Origin of the sequence: Nostoc sp. CALU 1950, assembly GCF_051172895.1 — a bacterium.
Classification (GTDB): domain Bacteria; phylum Cyanobacteriota; class Cyanobacteriia; order Cyanobacteriales; family Nostocaceae; genus Nostoc; species Nostoc edaphicum_A.
Window position 1 is genome coordinate 14398 of sequence record NZ_JBDNJQ010000010.1, and the last position, 15659, is coordinate 30056.

Annotated in this window: 13 protein-coding genes; 8 read left to right on the forward strand and 5 right to left on the reverse strand. The window is 40.6% G+C overall.

Annotated features, from left to right (window positions below; genetic code table 11):
* Window positions 1–81: 81 nt before the first annotated feature.
* From psbA to ABF638_RS04975, 3 genes are all read left to right on the forward strand, one after another.
* Complete coding sequence (gene psbA, locus ABF638_RS04965; RefSeq protein WP_435020762.1) at window positions 82–1164, forward strand: photosystem II q(b) protein; 1083 nt, start codon at window positions 82–84, stop codon at window positions 1162–1164.
* 260 nt (window positions 1165–1424) lie between these two features.
* Window positions 1425–1934 (forward strand): hypothetical protein, encoded by a 510-nt coding sequence (locus ABF638_RS04970; RefSeq protein WP_435020764.1) that lies wholly within the window; start codon window positions 1425–1427, stop codon window positions 1932–1934.
* 48 nt (window positions 1935–1982) lie between these two features.
* The gene (locus tag ABF638_RS04975) at window positions 1983–2870 is read left to right on the forward strand and encodes a hypothetical protein (RefSeq protein ID WP_435020766.1); all 888 of its coding nucleotides are present in this window, start codon (window positions 1983–1985) and stop codon (window positions 2868–2870) included.
* Between the two features lie 87 nt (window positions 2871–2957).
* Here ABF638_RS04975 and ABF638_RS04980 read toward each other — a convergent pair whose 3' ends face one another.
* From ABF638_RS04980 to ABF638_RS05000, 5 genes are all read right to left on the reverse strand, one after another.
* Window positions 2958–3680, reverse strand: coding sequence for a hypothetical protein (locus ABF638_RS04980; RefSeq protein ID WP_435020768.1), 723 nt, complete (start codon window positions 3678–3680; stop codon window positions 2958–2960).
* 436 nt (window positions 3681–4116) lie between these two features.
* A complete protein-coding gene (gene rpsU, locus ABF638_RS04985) occupies window positions 4117–4311 on the reverse strand; it encodes a 30S ribosomal protein S21 (RefSeq protein ID WP_069073011.1) in 195 nt (64 codons plus the stop codon).
* Window positions 4312–4435: 124 nt separating this feature from the next.
* Entirely contained in the window at window positions 4436–4747 is a 312-nt protein-coding gene (locus ABF638_RS04990; RefSeq protein ID WP_181932305.1) for an RNA recognition motif domain-containing protein, read from the reverse strand.
* A gap of 392 nt (window positions 4748–5139) precedes the next feature.
* Window positions 5140–6003 carry a 3'(2'),5'-bisphosphate nucleotidase CysQ family protein gene (locus ABF638_RS04995; RefSeq protein WP_435020771.1) on the reverse strand — a complete coding sequence of 288 codons (864 nt, stop codon included), beginning with the start codon at window positions 6001–6003 and terminating at the stop codon, window positions 5140–5142.
* A 28-nt stretch (window positions 6004–6031) separates the two neighbouring features.
* Complete coding sequence (locus ABF638_RS05000; RefSeq protein WP_435020773.1) at window positions 6032–6931, reverse strand: sugar kinase; 900 nt, start codon at window positions 6929–6931, stop codon at window positions 6032–6034.
* Window positions 6932–7051: 120 nt separating this feature from the next.
* On the opposite strand from ABF638_RS05000, the gene rsmI reads away from it, so the two are divergent.
* The 5 genes from rsmI to ABF638_RS05025 all read left to right on the forward strand — a co-directional run bounded on the left by rsmI (window position 7052) and on the right by ABF638_RS05025 (window position 15590).
* Window positions 7052–7912 carry a 16S rRNA (cytidine(1402)-2'-O)-methyltransferase gene (gene rsmI, locus ABF638_RS05005; RefSeq protein ID WP_435020775.1) on the forward strand — a complete coding sequence of 287 codons (861 nt, stop codon included), beginning with the start codon at window positions 7052–7054 and terminating at the stop codon, window positions 7910–7912.
* A 182-nt stretch (window positions 7913–8094) separates the two neighbouring features.
* Window positions 8095–9582 carry an ArnT family glycosyltransferase gene (locus ABF638_RS05010; RefSeq protein ID WP_435020777.1) on the forward strand — a complete coding sequence of 496 codons (1488 nt, stop codon included), beginning with the start codon at window positions 8095–8097 and terminating at the stop codon, window positions 9580–9582.
* Between the two features lie 557 nt (window positions 9583–10139).
* Window positions 10140–10418 carry a GlsB/YeaQ/YmgE family stress response membrane protein gene (locus ABF638_RS05015; protein WP_181932300.1) on the forward strand — a complete coding sequence of 93 codons (279 nt, stop codon included), beginning with the start codon at window positions 10140–10142 and terminating at the stop codon, window positions 10416–10418.
* 54 nt (window positions 10419–10472) lie between these two features.
* Complete coding sequence (locus tag ABF638_RS05020; RefSeq protein WP_435020779.1) at window positions 10473–11384, forward strand: hypothetical protein; 912 nt, start codon at window positions 10473–10475, stop codon at window positions 11382–11384.
* Window positions 11385–11942: 558 nt separating this feature from the next.
* Window positions 11943–15590, forward strand: coding sequence for a response regulator (locus tag ABF638_RS05025; protein WP_435020781.1), 3648 nt, complete (start codon window positions 11943–11945; stop codon window positions 15588–15590).
* The last annotated feature ends 69 nt before the right edge of the window (window positions 15591–15659 follow it).

The following is a 15659-nucleotide window of genomic DNA, read 5'->3' on the forward strand; positions in this document are numbered from 1 at the left end:
ATTGTAAAGCAGTGTAAAGTAGTTTCACAGGCAAAGACGCAAATGCCTGATTCATAAATAACTAACCGCACTTATAAAACAATGACAACAACCTTACAACGTCGCGAAAGCGCCAACGTATGGGATCGATTCTGCGAATGGATCACCAGCACCAACAACCGGATTTACATCGGTTGGTTCGGCGTCGTCATGATCCCCACCTTACTAGCAGCTACCGCTTGCTTTGTAATCGCATTCATCGCCGCTCCTCCAGTAGACATCGATGGAATCCGTGAACCAGTAGCAGGTTCCTTAATCTACGGAAACAACATCATCTCAGGTGCAGTAGTACCTTCCTCCAACGCCATCGGTTTACACTTCTACCCAATTTGGGAAGCAGCATCCTTAGATGAGTGGTTGTACAACGGCGGTCCTTACCAATTGGTAATCTTCCACTTCCTGATTGGCGTATTCTGCTACATGGGTCGTGAATGGGAACTATCTTACCGCTTAGGTATGCGTCCTTGGATTGCGATCGCATATTCTGCACCAGTAGCAGCAGCAACCGCAGTCTTCTTGGTATACCCAATCGGACAAGGTTCATTCTCTGATGGTATGCCTTTGGGTATTTCTGGAACATTCAACTTCATGATCGTGTTCCAAGCAGAACACAACATCTTGATGCACCCCTTCCACCAACTAGGTGTAGCTGGTGTATTCGGCGGTTCCTTGTTCTCTGCAATGCACGGTTCACTCGTAACTTCTTCACTAGTTCGTGAAACCACCGAAACCGAGTCACAAAACTATGGTTACAAATTCGGTCAAGAAGAAGAAACCTACAACATCGTTGCAGCCCACGGCTACTTCGGTCGTCTAATCTTCCAATACGCTTCATTCAACAACAGCCGTTCACTGCACTTCTTCTTAGCAGCATGGCCTGTAATCGGAATCTGGTTCACCGCCTTGGGTGTAAGCACAATGGCGTTCAACTTGAACGGTTTCAACTTCAACCAATCAATCATTGACTCTGAAGGTCGTGTGATTGCAACTTGGGCGGATGTAATCAACCGCGCTAACCTGGGTATGGAAGTAATGCACGAGCGTAACGCTCACAACTTCCCTCTAGATTTGGCTGCTGGTGATTTTGCTCCTGTAGCTCTTTCCGCTCCTGCTATCAACGGTTAATCATAATCTGAGATACTCTCTTCATCCTTATCTATAAATAAAAGACGCTCTCCCGAAAGGGGGGCGTTTTTTTATTGGGTTAGTTGGTACGTTGAACATGCCACTGAAAACTTTTTGAAGTGCAAAAATATTGATAATCAAAATTAGACCGCTATAGTTGAAAATTGAGGCAATAATTATCAAAAAGTAAATTTTACGGGTAAAAATTACTTGCAGCGCTGATAATTGCCTCAAAGCTCAAGTATAAGGAGAAGTCGAGAATGATTTTACATCGTGGGCGGAGGGTAGTAGCTGCTTTGTTGCTGTCAGTAATGTTACTGACAACAGCCTGTACACCAGCAACACCTGGACGTTTTGACCAAGCGCAAAAAGAAAGCACTCAACAAAAAAGAGGTCAATCGGTAGCTAAAACCGCAACTCAAGGTAGCGAATTTAATAAATTTTTCCCAAAAGCTAGTGATGGCTACCAGCGCGTCTATACCCAAGAGAAAAAAGGCTTTGCGGAAGCGAAGTTGAAGAAAGGCGGTAAAGATATGGCGGTGCTGTCTATTTCTGATACTACCAGCACACCGAGTGCAGCAGCAAAGTTCTCGAATAGTACCAAAAAAATTGGCGGTTATCCCGCAGTAGAAGTAGGTAAGACACAAACTGCAATTTTAGTAGGAAAGTACCAAGTAAAAGCACTTTCTCGCGATCCGTCATTTACAGCTAGCGATCGTGCAGATTGGTTAGAGAACTTTAATCTTGATGGTCTGGCTAAACTGAAATGATTTGCACTACAAACATTCAGATAACAAAACCTAAATAAGGAGATTTTTATGGGCAAATCGATTGTTGAGTTGGTTGATCAATTGCCAACTGGTGGCTTGACTGTTTCTATGTTAAAATCCCTCGATTTTGTTGCTCCTGGTCAGTGGCAAAATACTGTTGGCTTTGTCAACACCATTAAGACTGTCACTGGCGAAGACGACGAAGATTTAATTCAGCAAATTGGCGAAAGAGCAATTTATCTATTCAACGACAAATCCCAAGGATACCAAACAGCTTTGTGGCTTTATCAAACCGTTGATGCTACAGATAGAGCGCTTGGTGCAGCAGCTTTAGCTAACAAAGTTGGCGAGAAAATTCCTTTATTGGGTTTTTTAAACTCTGTCACTCCCAAACCTGATAAAGCCCAAACTATCGATCTGACATTGAAATTAGTGGCTGAGTTATTAGCCTTCTGCCAAATTAACGGCATTCCTGGAGACAGTATTGGGGATTTTGTCGCCTCTTTAGGTGAGTATAGTGGTGAGTCACTCATCCGCATGGTGGCATTAGTTTGTGTTGATGGTTTGATACCTTTGGGCCCAGACTTCATCAGCAAAGCAATATCCGGGATTAATCAAACAAATCCACAGGAGTTAGAACAAAACTCAACTTTCCAAAACATCAAAGATGTAATTCCAGGAAACAATGCTAGTAGTAAGCTTAACTTTATTGGCGAAAGCTTTGACTCAGTTAAAGGTTGGATGAGTGGACTAGTTAGTGCCAATAATTTAACGCCACAAAAGGTAGTTAGCAATTTGCAAAGTTTTGTCGATATTGCTGATGACAAGTTAGACTATCTTGCGGCGTTCCTGGATGTATCAACAAATTATTATGAACACACAGGTACGCAAACTTTGGCACATCGCTTGATTGAACGAGCGGTAGCTGAGATTTAGGTTGATGGGGACTGGGGACTGGGGACTGGGGACTGGGAACTGGGAAGATTACCCAATACCTGATCTCTAATACCCAATCTCCAAGACCTATTGGGGTAAACGTAGATCAGATGCGATCGCATACAAGTAAGGTTGAAAAATAGCCAAGTTTTCCAGTTTTTCAAATTTACCTGTTTGCGTACCTGTGTCAAATGCAGTGGTAATTACGTAAAGTTTACTGCCATCAAAGGCAACATGACCGATGTGTTGCTCTTTTACTCCACCTTGTTCCTTAAGTCCAGCGAACCCATAGCGAATTCCCTGAAGCTTACCAATGGGTACTGGTTGCGGTGGGTAGGCTGAGAAACTAATCTCTTTTCCATATTCACCCTGACGATCTTTCGCAAACGCAGCGTAGTGATCTACAACCCAAGTTTTAAGTACTGGTAATACCTGAGTTTGGTATTTGGTACTTTGGTAGTCCACTTGAGAAGCAGTTGGAATACCCGCTGCTGCGAGTTTATTTCGGAAATCCTCATTATTTGCTAGTGGGTAAATGTTAATCTCAACTGTACCCAAACGTTTCCCTTTAGAGGAGACACACAACAGGGGTGCATTTCCCTCACAAGCAGAAACTTGCCAGTTAGTTGGAGCAGTAGCATTTCCCAGGATTTTCTGCCAGATATTTCCCTCATTCGGATTGGGAAGTTTTGCAACGGCAGAGGATTTTATGACTTTGGGTGGAGAAAATTGGGGGAGAACAAATTTGGCTCCCAGCGGTATTGACACCAACAAAATAGAACCTAGTAATAAATGATAAAGTCGTAACATTTTTTTTAAAATCCAGAGCCAACTATTGCAGACGCACCATAACTACAATACTTTATCGGTATAGAGGAACATAGATACATTTATATTGCTACAAGTTATATTTGTAGAACTCAACAAACTATAGCGCTTCTTTGTAGAATAAGGTACAAGGTAGGCATAAATAAATTAAAGTTTGTAGTGTTCGCGTAGCGTCTCGCAGAGAGGACTTTAGTCCTGATAATCCCTTCTATGAGCGATGAATCGCTCACTACAAACTAAGATTTTTTTGTATGTTTAATTATGCCTAGTAGCGCTGAAAATTAATACAGCGCTACTACTAAACAGTGTTGTTTATTGATTGATGTATGCCTAATTACTTGTGGCTTGTCGGAGATATGACAACAATGAAGAGATGCTGGCTAGATGTCAAATCAAAGGGCAAATTTGCTTGGACTTTTTAATTGAAGCGAGAACGTTGTTGACGACGTTGCTTGTGCCTAGCAATTGCTTTACGCTTCTCTTTTTCTATCGGTGTCTCGAAGTGACGCTTTTTTCTCATATCTTGGAAAATTCCTGCTTTAGAAACTTCCCGCTTAAATCTTCTCAAGGCTGATTCTATACCTTCATTCTCCCCTAAAACTACCTGTGTCATTCTCATTCCTCCTTAATGTGGATGAATAGTTCAAGACTAGATACCAAATAAAATATTCCAGCAGAGTGGAGCCTTTGGCTTTGTCTGCTGGAGACTCTAAATGTGAAACTTTAACGAATCGACTTTAGTAGCGATTATTGTTGCGGCGGGCATTACCGCCACCCCAGCTACCACGAGGAGAACCGCTTCTTTCCTCACGAGGTTTAGCTTTGTTCACTTTCAAGTCACGTCCCATCCATTCAGCACCATCAAGTGCATCAATGGCAGCTTGTTCTTGTGTGTCTGATTCCATTTCCACAAAAGCGAACCCACGCGGCCGGCCTGTTTCCCGATCTGTGGGTAGTTGAACACGATTTACTGTTCCGTATTCTGCAAAAGCCTGCTTTAGGTCCTCTTCTGTAACCTGATAGGACAGGTTCCCGACGTAAATTGACATAGAAATCTCCGAATTCAGGGAGTGTAGAGAGTTAAATTCGGAGAGACGGTTTTTAGAAATCAAAACTAGTTACTCAACCGAAAATAATCTTTATGTCCATGAGTGTAGCACAGCCCTCAGCCTTTGAATATCGTCTAATAGTGAATTTTATTCACAAATCAAACCTTTAAAACAGGTTTGCAGACTTCTCCATTGGCTGGACTTTGTTGCTTGTACTATACAAGTTACACTTTTAACAGGAAATCGGAATTAAGTAGCGATCGCCTAGGTATTTAGTGTTTTGAAAATTAAGCTGTGGACTAAGAGATAAAGATTATTATCGGTAGTGGGGGTAATCATACCATAACTAACTGTTTTAAAAGCAAATTCCAAAATATTCATCCTGAAGTACCCTATTCGCTATGGTCAAACTGCGCTAAAATCCCTTCTGCTTTCTTACACAGTAATTCGTGATATTCACCGTTACTAGCCAGCAAACCTCCCCATTGATTGATATCACCGGTGTTATACTGCAACGGAGCGCCGTCAAAGTGGGTAAATTTACCACCTGCTTCGGTTAATATCAGTTCTGGGGCTGCCATATCCCAATCTTTGGGCGCAGACTTGCCGGAAAGGGAAATGTAGATATCTGCCTGTTGCTCGACAATAGTGGCGATTTTGCAGCCTACACTACCCACAGATTTATGATTTTGACAGGGTAAGTGTTGTAGTAAGTAATCTAAGCGTTGGTTGCGGTGAGAGCGACTGAATACTAAGGTTAAATCCTCAACTCGTTTACCTGATGACACTTGCAAAGGAACAGATTCACCACGAGTTTCTACAAATGTACCCCCGCCTTTGGTAGCGTAATATAATTTTTCAGCCTCTGGTACTGCCACTACTGCCAACACCGGGCGCATTTCCTTGACTAAAGCAATGTGAACTGCATAATCCCCAGTTTTTTCGATAAAGTCTCGTGTGCCATCCAAAGGGTCAATTATCCATACCCAAGGGGCGGAAGGCTGTGCGCCTGTGCTTGGCGATTGATAGGTTTCTTCACTGATGTAAGCAAAATCTTCATTACCCAAACTTGCTTGTAGCTTTTGCAAAATGTATTGACTCACAGCTACATCAGCAACGGTAACAGGCTCATTCTGTTTATATTGTATTTCTAAGTTAGGGTCTTTTGCAGTGCCGTGGTAATACGATCGCAGTATATCTGCTGCGCCCCAACCTATCTCACGAGCGATCGCTAATATTTCTTGTAAGTCTTTCATTAAATTTGGCCTTCTATAATTTTATTACTCAGCCCTTTAAATTCATCCAGCGCCGGGTGCCAAAAAATTTACAGGAATCAGCAGCAATATTAGCTGCCAGTGCCAACGCATCAATAAAACTTTCCCTTAAAATGTAATGGCAGAAAGCACCGTGGAAAATATCTCCAGCCCCTAATGTATCAACTGCTTGAATCTGCGGCACATCTACGATACCAGTTTTAGTGCAACTCAAGTATTCAATTGGTTTTTGTCCGTGGGTAATGGCAATGTGAGGAATGTCAAATCCACCCAGATAGCTAAAAACGTCTTCTCCAGTCTGGCAGTTCGGGGGATAAAAATTAGCTGAACAGATGGCGTAATCTACAAATGGCAGAATTTGCTCAAATCCAGGCTTCCAACTACCACCATCAATTACTACTGGGATATTCTTAGCTTTAGCCATTTGGGCTATGGAATAACTAACCTCCATCTGATGTCCATCAATTAGGACGATATCGACATTTTGCAAAATATCTGGCGGGATAAATGCTGTGCTGGCTTGAGTTTTGACAGCATTGATGGAAACCACCGCTCGTTCACCTGTGGTTTGGGTGACAATGATTGAGGAGATAGGCGGTACTAAATCAGTGGTAGGCTCAAGGTCTGCGATCGCAACTTTGTAATTTGCCAAGTCACCTCGAATTAGCTGTGTCATTGGGTGAGAACCTACTATACCCAAGACTGTAGCCTGGTTATTACCTAAATAATTGAAAGTTACAGCCGCGTTTGTTGCTGGCCCCCCTGCCGCTACAGTATAGTCAATAGCGACAATTTTCTGATTATTCTGAGGAGGGGAGTCAGCAAGGTAGATTAAATCTAAGGTTATTAAACCTACAAATAACCCACGATCCGATTTTGAATTTTGAATTTTGGATTTTAGATTATCCATTTCTCATATATGTTTCGTAATTATTTGTAATTCTTGTACAGACGCGATTTATCGCGTCTCTCCTATCTCTCCTGCAAAGACGCGATGAATCGCGTCTCTACAAACTCCTAACTCTCCCTCATGCAAACTGATCCAAAACCAGGAACACTTTATGTTGTCGGCACCCCAATTGGCAACCTGGAAGATATAACCTTTCGGGCGGTGCGAATTTTGCAGACTGTGGATATCATTGCTGCGGAAGACACCCGTCACACGGGGAAACTGCTACAGCATTTTCAAGTTAAAACTCCCCAGGTGAGTTACCACGAACATAATCGTACCAGCCGCATCCCAGAATTATTAGAGCATTTAGTCAACAATAAAGCGATCGCTCTGGTGAGTGATGCTGGGATGCCGGGAATTTCCGATCCGGGATATGAACTGGTGAAAGCCTGTATTGAGGCGGGAATTCCAGTAGTTCCCATTCCCGGCGCTAGTGCAGCAATTACCGCTTTGAGTGCAGCTGGATTACCAACGGATCGGTTTGTTTTTGAAGGCTTTCTCCCAGCTAAAACTCAACAGAGACAAGAACATTTAGAATCTCTGCAAACAGAATCTCGGACATTGATTTTCTATGAATCGCCCCATCGATTGCGAGATACTTTGCGAGACTTAGCAGAAGTTTGGGGAAGCGATCGCCAAATTGTGCTAGGGCGGGAGTTGACTAAATTGTATGAAGAATTTTGGCGAGGGACGATTGCCGATGCGATCGCTCACTACAGCCAACGAGAACCCCAAGGTGAATATACATTAGTTGTGGCAGGAATTCCAGCTAGTCAGCCCCAATTGACAGAAGAGGAACTGAAAGCCGAATTGAGACAGTTAATTAGTCAGGGAATATCGCGCTCGCAAGCTAGTCGTCAATTAGCAAAATTTACCTCCCTTCCCCGTCGCCAACTCTATCAACTAGCTCTTTCTTTAGTCTTGAATCCTGAATCTTGAATATTTAATACCGCTTTTTAAAACTTCAGTTTTGTAAGTAATTGAATATTTTCTTGCTTACTTGTTTCAATCAAAGCATCTTAAAAAGATTAATATCTCAATTGCAACTTTCCTGTTGAATACCAAATCGCTGATTTTTATTTTCTGTGTCTCTACCTGAATTGCTCCGAAAAACTGGTTATATGCAAAATAATCTTATTAAAAACAGCTTCCAAAAATCGCCAATCTTTTTTTTGTTAACTCTAGGCATAGCTATCAGAATTTATAATATCAATTCGCCCATTATCGGTATTCATTCCTGGCGTCAGTCAGATACAGCAGCAATAGCCAGAAATTTTTATGAAAATGGTTTTAATCTATTTTATCCTCAAATTGATTGGGGAGGTAATTCTCCTGGCTATTGTGAAACAGAGTTTCCAATTTATTCGTTTATCGTTGCTCTTATTTACAAATTTTTTGGAGTTTCAGAATTTTGGGGTAGACTATTATCAATTATTTGTTTTTTGGTAGCATCATACTTCTTATATCAATTTGTTAGCAAGATTCTAGATAAGAAAGTTGCATTTTGGTCTTGCTTATTTTTTATAATTTTACCTTTGAATACTTATTATAGTAGAACTTTTCAGCCAGAGTCTATGCTGCTGATGTGTTCAATTCTCGGCGTATACTATTTTAATAATTGGCTTGAATCAGAAAAATGGCGAGATTTAATCCTATCAGGTAGCTTTGTAGCTTTGGCTTGTCTAATCAAAGTTTTACCAATAATATATTTAGGAATTCCACTTTTTTACTTAGCGTGGACTAAATTTGGGATCAGAGTTTTTTCTCAACTGTCTCTGTGGATTTATAGCATATTTATCTTAGCATCTGTAGTTTTATGGTATTACCATGCTCATCAACTATTTTTAGGATATGGTAATACTTTTGGTTTTTGGTCAGGCTCAACAAATAGGTATAACTACAATATTGTACTTACTTTACATTTTTGGACAGAAATATTATTTAGAACTGCTGTTAGGCATTTTGCTATTTTTGGCTTACCCATATTTTTACTAGGATTGTTCATTACTAGAAAAAGTTCGAAAGAATATGTATTAGATATTTGGTTAGTTTCAGTAATCTTAACTTGGATTTTAGTACCAGTTACTAGTCTAGTGCATGAATATTACCAACTCCAATTTATGCTCCCAGGAGTGATATTTATGGGTAAAGCTTGTAGTCAATACTTCGATAACAATGCTCAAAAAGTGAATCAGAGAAAAATTATAGTAGTATTGTTATGTCTAACTTTAGCTGCTGGTTCTGTCATTTATAGTATTGATTATATGTTAAAAGAAAGAATAGATAAATCGGCGGTTTTTCAACTGGCACAGCAAGTAAAACAAAATACTGAACCTGATTCGCTAATAATTGCTAGTACCGGGAGCGATCCAACATTACTTTATTTATCACATCGGAAAGGATGGCTGGTTAACCACAGTGATGTAACTGAAGAAAATATCTTATATAGAGTGAATTTAGGAGCTAAGTATTTGGTAGGAAGCTTTAATTTTGTGGAAAGCTATAATTTTGTTGTGGATGATAATAAAAAGAAAATTATTAATAAATTTCTCAACAAATATCCTAATATTCTCAAAGATCCTATGAACTTTATCGCTAAATTACCGTGAGTTAAACAGCTTTGAAGAAAAATACACAATACAGAATTGATAACAAGAAAATGGGGATAACCTCTGCGGTAAGCAAGCTATAGCCATTTTTAATCCGGTGAGGTACAAGTATGCAAATAGACCTAACCCCCTAACCCCCAACTCGTCGCGGGAAGGGAGAACAATTTAAAGCCTCTCTCCTTTTAGGAGAGAGGTCAAAATTGTACTTTACGCTTGTCTATAACCGCTATATAGACATTTGTATAGCCAATGCAGCAATTGGATTGCTACTAGCTTCCGAATTCTCTATGGCTTCCGTAACACAACGCCAGTCCGCTCAAGTCGGGAAACCCACCTACGCGATTGGCTCCCCTACATATACTTAGATTTTTCAGAAATCCAATCGAGTTCCTAATCGTTCCTAATATTTATCCCTAAATAGGACATAATGAATATTCAAATGATATCTAAAGATTTTTGATATTAGTTCTCTAGATAGATCAGGAATTTTGTAGGCAAACTTTAAGATGAAATAGTCAAAAGAAAACAAAGTAGGTTCTCACGAAGGAGAAATTCACATGACTAACATTATTGCTTGGCTGGTTTTGGGTTTAATTGCAGGTGCATTAGCTAAGTTATTTTATCCAGGAACTCAAGGTGGTGGTATTCTCTCCACAATTGTATTAGGAATTCTTGGAGCCGTAGTTGGGGGTTATTTGGGTCAAGCTTTGCTAGGTAGTAGTTCAGCCGCCGCTGCATCTGTAGGAGCATTATCTCTAGGAAGCATCTTATTTGCTGTTCTTGGTGCTATGCTACTGATTTTCCTTTGGGGTTTACTGAGTCGTCGAGCTGTGTAATTAGCTCAAATTAATAGTTTTGGGAATCACTTCTAGCTGCAATAAACCGATAAAATGACATTAGAAAAAGAGCGAATAACTATAGGAGTTTTCGCTAGATGTTCCGATGCACAATTGGTACTTCAGGAACTAAAAGCTTCTAATTTTCCAATGCACAAAGTTTCTGTAATTGCACGGAATGCAGAAGAACAAAGTGATATTGCTGGTGTTGATGTTAAAAAGCACACTGGCAATACATCTGAAGAAAACGCTGCTGGAGCCGTTACTAGTGGTACTTTAGGTGATCTTGATGGTTTAGTGTCCGGTCTAGCTCTCTGGGCAATTTCTGGTATAGGCTCAGTCATGCTAGCCGGAGCCAAAGCAACTGCGATCGCTACTACTTTAACAGGTGGTTTGCCTGGAATTTTGCTAAGTTTAGGGATTTCTGAAAATCAAGCACAGGGTTACAGCGATCTTGTCTGTAAAGGTCACTATTTGGTGATAGTAACCGCCATAGACATCGAAATTCGTATTGCTAAGAGAATTTTTAATCGCTGTGATATTCAACAGTGGCGTGTTTATGAGCCATACTCGACCCCAGACAGCCGCTATAAATATGCAGTTGGTGTTTTTTATACGCACCAAGATGCAGAAAGAGCGTTTACTGAACTGAGAACCGCTGGCTTTCCCATGAGTCAAGTATCAATAGTTGCTCACAATACAAGCTATCTAAGTGATATTTTTGAGGGAAATATTAGCAGTTCCCAAGATAACTATACTACTTTAGGAATTCCTGATGATCTAGCCAGATATTATGAGCATCAGGTGACTCTTGGTCATTACTTAGTAGTTATTAAAGGCACTGATATCTACATAGCAGGTGCAAGAGCTATTTTAGAGAGTAACAAGATCCAACATTTTAGTATCTATAGCCAATCTGAACTTGATGTGTCTAGAAGCGATCGCCAGGTTATTACGAACTTATAGTTAAACATCAAGTTAATATCAAGAGGTTTAATGATATATCGTGATTGTGCATATTTTTGAAAATTTATAGCATAAGTATATTTGCTGTAAAATAAATCACATTGTTTTAACTTATAGTTTGCTTTATGACACCTTACCCTTCTACGAAAATATCCATTGTGATAACTGAGGTTAAGGCTTATCTGTATAGTGATGTACAATGGCATTGATGTAATATCAAACCACAAAAGCCGTTATATCTAGCTAGCATTTATAGAAATTGCATTTTAATAAACTTAATAAACTTAATTTTTACTATCCGGCTGTTTTATTTTACTATCCAGCCTTTTTGTTAAGCACGAAATTTGTTTAACCATCACAATAGAATAATATTAGATAGGTGTTGATTTTTTGATAAAAATATCATGTCAACATAAAATCTAAGTGCCAAGATGGTAGTCTTCGAGTAAAATAATATCTGTTTCAAATAGTAAAATAGTAGTTTCATAACCAATCCTACCCATTTCTGGTTCTGAATCTATTTCCATTTCTATAAGATTTGAATAGCTGCCTGGAATAATGTTGAATCGTTTGAAGATTGGAACCAAGATTGGAATAAGTTTTGCCCTGAGTTTGGCCACTCTGACCACTATTGGTCTAATCTCCTACCAAAGCACCAATGAGTTAATTGAAACTTCGAGCAAAGAAAACCATACCTATGAGGTGTTGAGTCAGCTTGAAGACCTCAACTTACAACTGACAACTGCTGAGACTGGGCAACGCGGTTACATTATTACTGGAGAAAAGCGCTATTTAGAACCTTATAACGCTGCTCTTGAATCACTAAATCAAAAAATCAAGGAACTTCAAAATTTAACAGCAGATAACCCCAACCAACAAAATCGGCTTGATATTTTACAGCCATTGCTAACGCAGAGAATGGCTGTAATGAAATATATCATTGAAATACGGCAAAGCCAGGGTTTAGAAGCTACCCAAAAAGCTGTTTTGACAGACGAGGGTAAGCGGCTAATGGATCAAATCCAGAAAGTTATTCAGGCGATGAAAACTGAGGAGACTGCACTGCTGAAACAGCGCTCTGAGAAGGCACAAGCAGCTGCCCAACAAACGCTCGGCAGTATTGTATATAGTATTCCCTTATTTTCCGTAATCTTAGCTTTAATTGGATTTTCCCTGACCAGACATATCTCAGTACCGCTGAAACGAGTTTCTGATTTGGCAGAAAAAATGGCGGATGGGGATTTATCGGTAAGTTTACCAGATAGCGATCGCCAGGATGAAATTGGTGTGCTGACGCGCACCTTCAACCAGATGATTGTTAATCTGCAAAACACAACTAAAAAAAATGAGGAGCAAAACTGGCTAAAGTCTAATTTGGCTGAATTTACCCAGATGCTCCAAGGACAACGAAATCTGGAAAATGTATCTAGCCTAATCTTGTCGAATTTAGCACCCCTGGTTGGGGCATCCCAAGGCGTTTTTTATGTGATGGACTCCGTAAACGACCAGCCGATGCTGAAGTTGTTGAGTAGTTATGCTTATAAAGCCCGCAAAAACTTGGCAAATCAGTTTCGCTTGGGCGAAGGACTGGTGGGACAATCCGCTCTCGAAAAACAAAGAATCCTCCTCACAGAAGTTCCTAGTGACTATATCCGCATCAGTTCTGGCTTGGGAGAAGCACCACCACTAAATATTATTGTGTTGCCCATACTATTTGAAACGCAAGTAAATGCCGTAATTGAACTTGCCTCTTTTGGGCCTTTTAACGAGTTGCACCTGAAATTTCTAGAGCAATTGAGTGAAATTCTTGGTGTATTTTTAAATAATATCGCTTCACAAGTCCAAACCCAACAACTACTTGAAGAATCTGTTGCTTTAACAGAGGAACTGCAAACCCAGCAAGAAGAACTACAGCAGAGCAATCAACGCTTAGAAGAACAGGCACACGAGTTAGAAGAATCACAATTTCTTGTCAAGCAGTCTAACGAAGAATTGCAACAATTAAATGAGGAATTAGAAGAAAAAGCAGAATTGTTAGAAGTACAAAATCGGGAAGTTGCTCGCAAGAATCAGGAAGTTGAGCGGGCGAGACAGTCTTTGGAAGAAAAAGCTGAACAATTGGCGTTGTCTTCCAAATATAAATCAGAATTTCTCGCCAATATGTCCCACGAACTGCGGACACCGTTAAATAGCTTGTTAATTTTAGCAAGGCTGCTAGCAGATAACTCTCTTAACAACTTGACCGACAAACAGGTAGAGTACAGCCGGACTATTTACTCGGCTGGAAATGATTTGCTGGAGTTAATTAATGACATTCTAGATTTGGCAAAAATTGAGTCGGGTACTATGTTGCTCGATATTGAGCAAATTGCTTTAGTAGATTTGCAGACATCTCTAGAGCAGACTTTCCGGCAACTTGCCCACAATAAAGAACTCAGTTTTACCGTTGAATTAGATGAGAAGTTACCACCAACAATTTATAACGACTCCAAACGCCTGCAACAAGTGCTGAAAAATCTTCTAGCTAACGCTTTTAAGTTTACAGAACAAGGAGGTGTAAAGTTACAAATTAGCATGGCAGATGATGCCGCCCAAGTTGATAATTCCATGATTGCTTTTGCAGTTAGCGACACGGGTATAGGCATTCCAGCCGAGAAGCAGAAGATTATTTTCGAGGCATTTCAGCAAGCAGACGGCACCACCAGTCGCAAGTACGGGGGAACTGGCTTGGGCTTATCCATCAGCCGCGAATTGGCTCAACTGTTGGGTGGAAGAATTGAACTAATCAGCCAACCAGGACAGGGAAGTACTTTTACCCTCTACTTACCCAGGCGACAGGAAAAAAATGCTAAAAATACTCTTACCACACCACCCCCTGAGCCAACTACCTCTATTAGTACAGCATCGACCATAAAAGAAGTGCCAATGGTCGAAAAAAGATCCACAAAAAATATGGATACTTCGGCACCAGCGAAAGTACTTACCACCTTACCCAGCGAAATTCCAGATGATCGGGAAATAATTCAACCAGGCGATCGCGTTTTGCTAATTATTGAAGATGATGATAAATTCGCCCGCATCTTACTAGATATGTCTCGTGAGCAGGGTTTTAAAACCATTGTTGCCTTACACAGCAAACAAGGTCTAGCACTCGCGCAACAGTTTAAACCCAATGCGATTATGCTAGATATCCACATGCCAGAGATGGATGGTTGGACGGTGTTGGATCGTCTGAAGCATAAACCAGATACCAGACATATACCAGTACACATACTTTCTGTTGATGAAAGACAGCAACGGGGATTACATCTAGGGGCGATTACCTATCTACAAAAACCTGTTTCTCCAGAAGCGCTTACTCAGGTATTGACTGAGATTAAAGGCTTTATTGAGCGTCAGGTAAAAAATCTCCTCATCGTAGAAGATGACCCCGTACAAGCTCAAAGCATTATCGAACTGATCGGTAATGGCGATGTTCAAAGTACAGCAGTGGGTACGGGAGCAGAAGCCCTCTCGATTTTGCGATCGCACCATTTTGATTGTATGGTGTTGGATCTGGGTTTGCCCGATATGAGCGGGTTTACACTAATTGAGCAGATAAAACTTGAACCCAGGCTGTTGAAACTGCCAATTATCGTTTACACCGGCAAAGAACTCAGCCGCCAAGAAGAAACCCAACTGCGGGGGCTAGCAGAGACAATTATCATTAAAAATGTGCGATCGCCAGAGCGGTTGTTAGATGAAACTGCCCTATTCTTACATCGGGTGCAAGCAAATTTGCCGCCACCAAAACGTCAAATGCTAGAGCAACTACATCAAACTGACCCGGTGCTGGCTAATCGGAAAATTCTGATTGTAGATGATGATCTGCGAAATATTTTTGCCCTCACCAGCTTTTTAGAAAGCTATCAAATGCAAGTGCTATTTGCCGAAAATGGCAGAGATGGCATAGAGAAGCTGCAAACTAATCCTGAGATTAATATAGTTTTGATGGATATCATGATGCCGGAAATGGATGGTTACGAAACCACCCGCGCCATCCGCCAGCAACAACAGTTTCGTTCCTTACCAATAATTGCTTTAACTGCCAAAGCTATGCCAGGCGACAAGGAAAAGTGCATCCAAGCTGGAGCATCTGACTACATCACTAAACCTGTAGATACTGAACAACTGCTTTCACTACTTCGGGTTTGGCTGTATCGGTGAGGGAGTTAAGGCAAAAGACGCGATGAATCGCCGTCTCTACAAAAGACCGATTATTGTAGAGACGGCGAT

Bases quoted from the DNA above. Each gene is read 5' to 3' on its own strand.
- ABF638_RS04970 (WP_435020764.1), top strand. From the start codon at position 1,425: ATGATTTTACATCGTGGGCGGAGGGTAGTAGCTGCTTTGTTGCTGTCA.
- psbA (WP_435020762.1), top strand. From the start codon at position 82: ATGACAACAACCTTACAACGTCGCGAAAGCGCCAACGTATGGGATCGA.
- ABF638_RS05025 (WP_435020781.1), top strand. From the start codon at position 11,943: ATGTTGAATCGTTTGAAGATTGGAACCAAGATTGGAATAAGTTTTGCC.
- ABF638_RS04980 (WP_435020768.1), bottom strand. From the start codon at position 3,680: ATGTTACGACTTTATCATTTATTACTAGGTTCTATTTTGTTGGTGTCA.
- ABF638_RS05010 (WP_435020777.1), top strand. From the start codon at position 8,095: ATGCAAAATAATCTTATTAAAAACAGCTTCCAAAAATCGCCAATCTTT.
- rsmI (WP_435020775.1), top strand. From the start codon at position 7,052: ATGCAAACTGATCCAAAACCAGGAACACTTTATGTTGTCGGCACCCCA.
- ABF638_RS05015 (WP_181932300.1), top strand. From the start codon at position 10,140: ATGACTAACATTATTGCTTGGCTGGTTTTGGGTTTAATTGCAGGTGCA.
- ABF638_RS05020 (WP_435020779.1), top strand. From the start codon at position 10,473: ATGACATTAGAAAAAGAGCGAATAACTATAGGAGTTTTCGCTAGATGT.
- rpsU (WP_069073011.1), bottom strand. From the start codon at position 4,311: ATGACACAGGTAGTTTTAGGGGAGAATGAAGGTATAGAATCAGCCTTG.
- ABF638_RS04995 (WP_435020771.1), bottom strand. From the start codon at position 6,003: ATGAAAGACTTACAAGAAATATTAGCGATCGCTCGTGAGATAGGTTGG.
- ABF638_RS05000 (WP_435020773.1), bottom strand. From the start codon at position 6,931: ATGGATAATCTAAAATCCAAAATTCAAAATTCAAAATCGGATCGTGGG.
- ABF638_RS04990 (WP_181932305.1), bottom strand. From the start codon at position 4,747: ATGTCAATTTACGTCGGGAACCTGTCCTATCAGGTTACAGAAGAGGAC.
- ABF638_RS04975 (WP_435020766.1), top strand. From the start codon at position 1,983: ATGGGCAAATCGATTGTTGAGTTGGTTGATCAATTGCCAACTGGTGGC.